Below are 7,163 nucleotides of genomic sequence, written 5' to 3'. Positions count from 1 at the left end.
GCCCGTGGGTGACCGCCCTCGTCGGGGTTACCGTCGAGGAGCAGGGGTGCCCACCGGAGAAGGAGCGTCATGCCAACCCAACCCGTCGTCCCGCCGTTCAGCCGCGAGGACGCGATCGCCAAGGTCCGGGCGGCCGAGGACCTGTGGAACACCAGGGACCCCGAGCGCGTCGCCCTCGCCTACTCCGAGGACAGCCAGTGGCGCAACCGCACGACCTGGGTCAAGGGTCGCGACGAGATCGTCGCGTTCCTGGTGCAGAAGTGGGAACGGGAGCTCGACTACCGGCTGATCAAGGAGATGTGGGGCTACGGGGACAACCGCATCGCGGTGCGCTTCGCCTCGGAGTGTCGGGGCAAGGACGGGCTCTGGTACCGCTGCTACGGCAACGAGGACTGGCAGTTCGACGCCGCCGGGCGGTGCCAGTTCCGCCACGCGAGCATCAACGACCTGCAGATCCCCGAGTCGGACCGCCTCTACCACTGGCCCGCCCCCGGACCGCGCCCGCAGGACCACCCCGGGCTGACCGACCTCGGGCTCTGACCTCCCGCGGGGGCCGCAGGACCGCCTGCGCCACGCGCGGATTCCATCTGCGCGACGGCGGGGCCACACCTATAGGCTGTCGGCCATGGCTGATTTCGATGTGGTGGTACTCGGGGCCGGACCCGGTGGCTATGTCGCGGCGATCCGCGCCTCGCAGCTCGGCAAGAAGGCCGCGGTCGTCGAGAAGCAGTACTGGGGCGGGGTCTGCCTCAACGTCGGGTGCATCCCCAGCAAGGCGCTGCTGCGCAACGCCGAGATCGCCCACATCATCACGCACGAGAAGAAGACCTTCGGCATCGAGGGCGACGCGACCATGTCGTTCGCGGCCACGCACGCCCGCAGCCGGAGCGTGGCCGAGGCCAGCGCCAAGGGCGTGCACTACCTGATGAAGAAGAACAAGATCGAGGAGATCGACGGCTGGGGGACGATCACCGGCCCGACCTCGATGGACGTCGCCCTGAACGACGGCTCGTCGCGCACCATCACCTTCGACAACCTGATCATCGCCACCGGCGCGACGGTCCGGATGCTGCCGGGGATGCAGGTCAGCACCAACGTGGTGACCTACGAGGAGCAGATCCTCGACGCCGACCTGCCCAGCTCGATCATCATCGGCGGCTCGGGTGCCATCGGGGTCGAGTTCGCCTATGTCCTGAAGAACTTCGGCGTCGACGTGACGATCGTCGAGTTCCTGGACCGCATGGTCCCGACCGAGGACGCCGACGTCTCCAAGGAGCTGTTCAAGCAGTACAAGAAGCTCGGCGTCACCGTGCTGCTGTCCACCGCGGTCAAGAACGTCGCGGACACCGGGTCGGGCGTGCGCGTGACGGTCGCGCCCGCCGCCGGGGGCCAGGAGCAGGTCCTCGAGGCGGACAAGTTCCTCGCCGCCTTCGGCTTCGCCCCCCGCGTGCAGGGCTTCGGGCTCGAGGCGGCGGGGGTGCAGCTGACCGATCGTGGCGCGATCGCCGTCGACGCCCGCGGCCGCACCAACGTCCAAGGCGTCTACGCGATCGGGGACTGCACCGGCAAGCTCATGCTCGCCCACACCGCAGAGGCCATGGGGGTCGTCGCCGCCGAGACGATCGCCGACGCGGAGACGATGGAGATCAACTTCGACATGATCCCGCGGGCGACCTTCTGCCAGCCGCAGATCGCCTCCTTCGGCTACTCGGAGCAGCAGGCGCGCGACAAGGGCTACGACGTGAAGACGGCCAGCTTCCCGTTCTCGGCCAACGGCAAGGCCCGCGGCATGGCCGAGGGGGTCGGCTTCGTCAAGATCGTGGCCGACGCCGAGCACAACGAGATCGTCGGCGGGCACATGATCGGCCCCGAGGTCACCGAGCTGCTCCCCGCCCTCACACTGGCCCAGCAGTGGGACCTGACCGCTGACGAGGTGGCGCGCAACGTCTTTGCCCACCCGACCCTCAGCGAGGCGATGAAGGAGGCCATCGAGGGGATCGCCGGGCACATGATCAACCTCTGAGCTCTTCTCACCCCCAGCCCGGCGCGGAGGTATGCCGCTCACCCGGGTCCGGTGGGCGGCATACGGCTGGGGGTGTCCGGCTCCAGAGCCTGCGCCCCGCCCTCGCCGCCGGTGGTCACCTACTGGCGGTCGGCGGGGTCATGGCCACCGACGAACAGGTGGGTGCGTCGCTCGGGGTCGCGCAGCAGGTCGCGGGCCAGCTCGTCGAGCCTTGCCGTCAGGCGCGCGTCGTACTCGTCGGCCCAGGTGCCAAGGCGCGCCTGCAGCATCGTGCGACGAGCCGCCACCAGCTGGTCGACCGCGGCAGCGCCGGCCCGGGTGCACGAGGCGGTCCCGTCGACGATGGTGACCAGCCCCGCCCGCAGCAGCGGGGCGCCGAGCTGTTCGATCTGCGCGACGGTCAGGTGCAAGGTTCGCGCCATCGCGTCGAGGTTGACCGAGCGGCGGTCGCCGAGCCGGTAGAGCAGCCAGGTCGAGCGCGGGTCCAGGTCCAGTCCGGCGACCCCGGCCAGCTGGGTGTAGACCCGCTGTCGGCCCTCGCGTCTGGACAGGACGGACAGCACCCGGGCGACCAGGTCGGCGGGGTCCTCGCCCAGCGGCATCGCCGACGGGGCCAGCGCCTGCGACTGGTCCGGGGTGGCCACCGCCTCGCGCAGCGGCACCTCCTTGAGCAGCCAGGTGAAGCCGAACGCGAGCGCGGCGATCGGGATGGCCGCGAGGAAGACCGTCTGCAGCGAGGCGGCGTAGGCGTGGATGAAGCCGTCGTGCACCTCCGGGGGCAGCTGCGCCAGGATCGCGGGGCTGGCGCCGGCCTCGGGGTTGAACCCGGGCGGGAGGGGTATCCCGGCCAGGTAGTGCGCGAGGTTGCCGGTCAGGGTGTTGGCGAAGATCGCGCCGAAGACGGCGGTGCCGAACGACCCGCCGATCGAGCGGAAGAACGTGGCGCCCGACGTGGCCACCCCCAGGTCGCGGTAGGGCACGTCGTTCTGCACGGCGATGACCAGCACCTGCATCACGCCGCCGATGCCCACCCCGAGCACGAACATGTAGGTGCTGTACTGCGCCGGGCTGGTGGACACGTCCAGGTGCGAGAGCAGCCACATGCCCAGCGTCATGACCGCGGTCCCCAGGATCGGGAAGACCTTGTACCGACCCCAGCGGGTGATCAGGATGCCGGTGCCCATCGAGGTGATCAGCAGCCCGAGCATCAGCGGGAGCAGCTGCAGCCCCGAGTCGGTGGGGCTCTGGCCGCGGACCACCTGCATGTACTGCGGCAGGTAGGTGATCGCCCCGAACATGGCGAACCCGACGACGAAGCCGATCAGGCTGGAGGCGGTGAACACCCGGCTGCGGAACAGCCGCAGCGGCAGCACCGGCTCGGGCACGCGCCGTTCCACCACCACGAACACGGCGATCAGCACCACCGCGAGACTGCCGAGCAGGTAGATGGGCGCGGAGGACCACGCCCAGGTCGTCCCGCCCAGGGTCGTCAGCAGCACCAGCGCGGTGGCGGCACCGGCCAGCAGGATCGTGCCCAGGTAGTCGATGGCGTGCTGGATCCGCTCGGTCCGGCTGGGCAGCACCACCGCGGTCACCACCAGCGCCACCACCCCCACGGGCAGGTTGATGTAGAACACCCAGCGCCACGACAGGTGGTCGACGAAGAACCCGCCCAGCAGGGGGCCGAGCACGCTGGTCACGCCGAACACCGCGCCGAAGATGCCCTGGTACTTGCCGCGGTCGCGCGGCGAGACCACGTCGCCGACGATCGCCTGCGCGGTGATCATCAGCCCGCCGCCGCCGATGCCCTGCAACGCCCGGAAGGCGATCAGCTCGCCCATCGACCGGCTGAGCCCGGACAGCACCGAGCCGACCAGGAAGATGACGATCGCGGCCTGGAAGAACCGTTTGCGGCCGTAGAGGTCGCCCAGCTTGCCCCACAACGGGGTCGAGGCCGTCGAGGCCAGGATGTAGGAGGTCACCACCCACGACAGCTCCGAGAGCGCATGCAGGTCGCCGGCGATCGTCGGCAGCGCGGTCGCCACGATCGTCTGGTCGAGCGCCGCGAGGAACATGCCGAGCAGCAGGGCCCCGATGATCAGCAGGATGCGCTTCTGGGAGACTCCCTCTGGCGCCACCGGCGCGCTCGCGCTCATCTCGATCTCCTGTCGCAGGCCTACGCCCAGACGCTATCCGCTCGCCGGGACACCCGACAGGTGGCCTCGCGGGCCCCCGGGCTCGATTAGGGCGAGCGCGGAGCCGCTGTTAGGCTGACGGGTGCCGTTCGATCGGCCGCGGACCCACAGAGCCCGGGTGGACCTGCCCCGGGGCGCCGCGCAACGAGTCGAGAAGGAGTCGGTCAGCCATGCCGCTGGACGCTGACGTGAAGAAGAGGATCATCGCCGAGTACGCCACCGCCGAGGGTGACACCGGCTCCCCGGAGGTCCAGGTCGCCCTGCTGACCCAGCGCATCAAGGACCTCACCGAGCACTCCAAGACGCACGCCCACGACCACCACAGCCGGCGGGGCCTGCTCCTGCTGGTCGGTCGCCGCAAGCGGATGCTCCGCTATCTCGAGGCGACCGACATCGAGCGCTATCGCTCCCTGATCAAGCGCCTCGGCCTGCGCCGATGAGCTTCTGACGAGAGGCGGTCACCGCACCTGCTGCGGTGACCGCCTCTCGCCGTAGGTGCCGGGGATGGCCCGGCGATGAAGGAACCCCGCACACAACGACGATGTGCGAGGGCACGTGAAGAGAACAAGAAAGCGAGGGCCCACATGGAGGGTCCAGACATCACCTTCGCCGAGGCCGTGATCGACAACGGCAGCTTCGGCACCCACACGGTCCGCTTCGAGACCGGCCGCGTCGCGCGTCAGGCGGCGGGGGCCGTGATGGCCTACCTCGACGAGGACACGATGCTGCTGTCCACGACGGCTGCAGGCAAGCAGCCCAAGGACCAGTTCGACTTCTTCCCGCTTACGGTCGACGTCGAGGAGCGCATGTATGCCGTGGGCCGGATCCCCGGCTCGTTCTTCCGCCGCGAGGGCCGCCCCTCGAGCGACGCGATCCTGACCTGCCGGCTGATCGACCGGCCGCTGCGCCCCACCTTCCGCAAGGGCCTGCGCAACGAGGTCCAGGTCGTCATCACGGTCCTGTCCCTGAATCCCGACCACCAGTACGACGTGCTCGCGATCAACGCGGCCAGCCTGTCCACGCAGATCTCCGGCCTGCCCTTCTCGGGACCGGTCGGGGGGGTGCGCGTCTCGCTCATCGACGGCCAGTGGGTCGCCTTCCCGGCCTTCTCCGACATCGAGCGCTCGACGTTCGACATGGTTGTCGCGGGCCGGGTCGTCACCCGCACGGACGGCACCGATGACGTCGCGATCATGATGGTCGAGGCCGAGTCGACGACCGCGACGTGGAACCTGGTCAAGAACGAGGGCAAGCAGGCACCGACCGAGGAGGTCGTCGCCGAGGGCCTGGAGGCGAGCAAGAGGTTCATCAAGGTGCTCTGCCAGGCCCAGGCCGAGCTCGCCGCCAAGGCCGCCAAGCCCGTGCAGGAGTTCCCCGTCTTCCTCGACTACCAGGACGACGTGTATGCCGCCGTCGAGGCCGCCGTCTCCGAGCCGACCGCTGCCGCGCTGACCATCGCTGCCAAGCCCGAGCGGGAGGGCAGGCTGGACGAGATCAAGGCCGCGGTCAAGGCTCAGCTCGCCGACGAGTTCGCGGGCCGTGACAAGGAAGTGTCGGCCGCCTTCCGGGCGCTGCAGAAGAAGCTGGTGCGCCAGCGCATCCTGCGCGACCACGTCCGTATCGACGGTCGCGGCCTGGCCGACATCCGGGCACTGTCCGCCGAGGTGGAGGTCATCCCGCGGGTGCACGGCTCGGCCCTGTTCGAGCGTGGCGAGACCCAGATCATGGGGGTCACGACGCTGAACATGCTCAAGATGGAGCAGCAGCTGGACACGCTCTCGCCCGCCACGCGCAAGCGGTACATGCACAACTACAACTTCCCGCCCTACAGCACCGGTGAGACCGGTCGGGTCGGTTCGCCCAAGCGGCGCGAGATCGGCCACGGCGCGCTCGCCGAGCGGGCCCTGCTGCCGGTCCTGCCGACGCGCGAGGAGTTCCCGTACGCGATCCGGCAGGTCTCCGAGGCGCTCGGCTCAAACGGCTCGACGTCGATGGGGTCGGTGTGCGCCTCCACGCTGTCGCTGCTCAACGCCGGGGTGCCGCTGCGCGCGCCGGTCGCGGGCATTGCGATGGGCCTCGTGTCCGACCAGGTCGTCAACGCGGCCGGGCAGCCCGAGACGGCATACGCCGCCCTGACCGACATCCTCGGCGCCGAGGACGCCTTCGGCGACATGGACTTCAAGGTCGCCGGCACCCGGGAGTTCGTCACCGCCATCCAGCTCGACACGAAGCTCGACGGCATCCCGGCGTCGGTGCTGGCCGGCGCGCTCACCCAGGCGCGCGAGGCGCGGCTGCACATCCTCGACGTCATGGCCGAGGCCATCGACATGCCCGACGAGATGAGCCCGTACGCGCCGCGGATCATCACCGTCAAGGTCCCGGTGGACAAGATCGGCGAGGTCATCGGCCCGAAGGGCAAGATGATCAACCAGATCCAGGACGACACGGGCGCCGAGATCTCCATCGAGGACGACGGCACGGTCTTCATCGGCGCCACCGACGGGCCGTCGGCCGAGGCGGCCCGCGCGGCCGTCAACGCCATCGCCAACCCGCAGATGCCCGAGGTCGGCGAGCGCTTCCTCGGCACGGTCGTCAAGACGACGACCTTCGGCGCGTTCGTCTCGCTGCTGCCGGGCAAGGACGGGCTGCTGCACATCTCCGAGGTGCGCAAGCTCGTCGGCGGCAAGCGCATCGACTCCGTCGACGACGTCGTCAAGGTCGGCCAGAAGCTGCAGGTCGAGCTGAAGGAGATCGACCCGCGCGGCAAGCTCTCGCTCGCCGCGGTCCTGCCCGAGGAGAAGCAGGAGGCCCACGCCGACGCGTGATCCGTCGGGCGGCTCGATCGGTCGTCACACGTCGTACGGCGCGGCACACAACCGGGTGTGCCGCGCCGTTGCGACATGCTTGCGACTTTCCCGCCGCGGTCGGATTGTGGGTGGTGTCGA

General features: G+C 69.8%; 5 protein-coding genes. 4 read left to right on the top strand and 1 reads right to left on the bottom strand.

Annotated elements, in window-relative coordinates:
• Positions 1–69: 69 nt before the first annotated feature.
• Both WMI84_RS15960 and lpdA read left to right on the top strand, forming a co-directional pair.
• Positions 70–540 carry a nuclear transport factor 2 family protein gene (locus tag WMI84_RS15960; protein WP_347354765.1) on the top strand — a complete coding sequence of 157 codons (471 nt, stop codon included), beginning with the start codon at positions 70–72 and terminating at the stop codon, positions 538–540.
• An 85-nt stretch (positions 541–625) separates the two neighbouring features.
• Positions 626–2,023 carry a dihydrolipoyl dehydrogenase gene (lpdA, locus tag WMI84_RS15955; protein ID WP_347354764.1) on the top strand — a complete coding sequence of 466 codons (1,398 nt, stop codon included), beginning with the start codon at positions 626–628 and terminating at the stop codon, positions 2,021–2,023.
• A gap of 119 nt (positions 2,024–2,142) precedes the next feature.
• Here lpdA and WMI84_RS15950 read toward each other — a convergent pair whose 3' ends face one another.
• On the bottom strand, positions 2,143–4,179 hold the full coding sequence (locus tag WMI84_RS15950; protein WP_347354763.1) for an MDR family MFS transporter: 2,037 nt from the start codon (positions 4,177–4,179) through the stop codon (positions 2,143–2,145).
• Positions 4,180–4,388: 209 nt separating this feature from the next.
• Between WMI84_RS15950 and rpsO the strand changes: the two genes are divergently transcribed.
• Both rpsO and WMI84_RS15940 read left to right on the top strand, forming a co-directional pair.
• Entirely contained in the window at positions 4,389–4,658 is a 270-nt protein-coding gene (gene rpsO, locus WMI84_RS15945) for a 30S ribosomal protein S15 (protein WP_347354762.1), read from the top strand.
• Positions 4,659–4,802: 144 nt separating this feature from the next.
• Positions 4,803–7,043 (top strand): polyribonucleotide nucleotidyltransferase, encoded by a 2,241-nt coding sequence (locus tag WMI84_RS15940; protein ID WP_347354761.1) that lies wholly within the window; start codon positions 4,803–4,805, stop codon positions 7,041–7,043.
• Positions 7,044–7,163: the final 120 nt, after the last annotated feature.

Source organism: Intrasporangium sp., assembly GCF_039812505.1.
Lineage (GTDB): Bacteria > Actinomycetota > Actinomycetes > Actinomycetales > Dermatophilaceae > Intrasporangium_A.
Note: the sequence above shows the minus strand (reverse complement) of the source record. Positions and strands in the feature narration are given on the sequence as shown.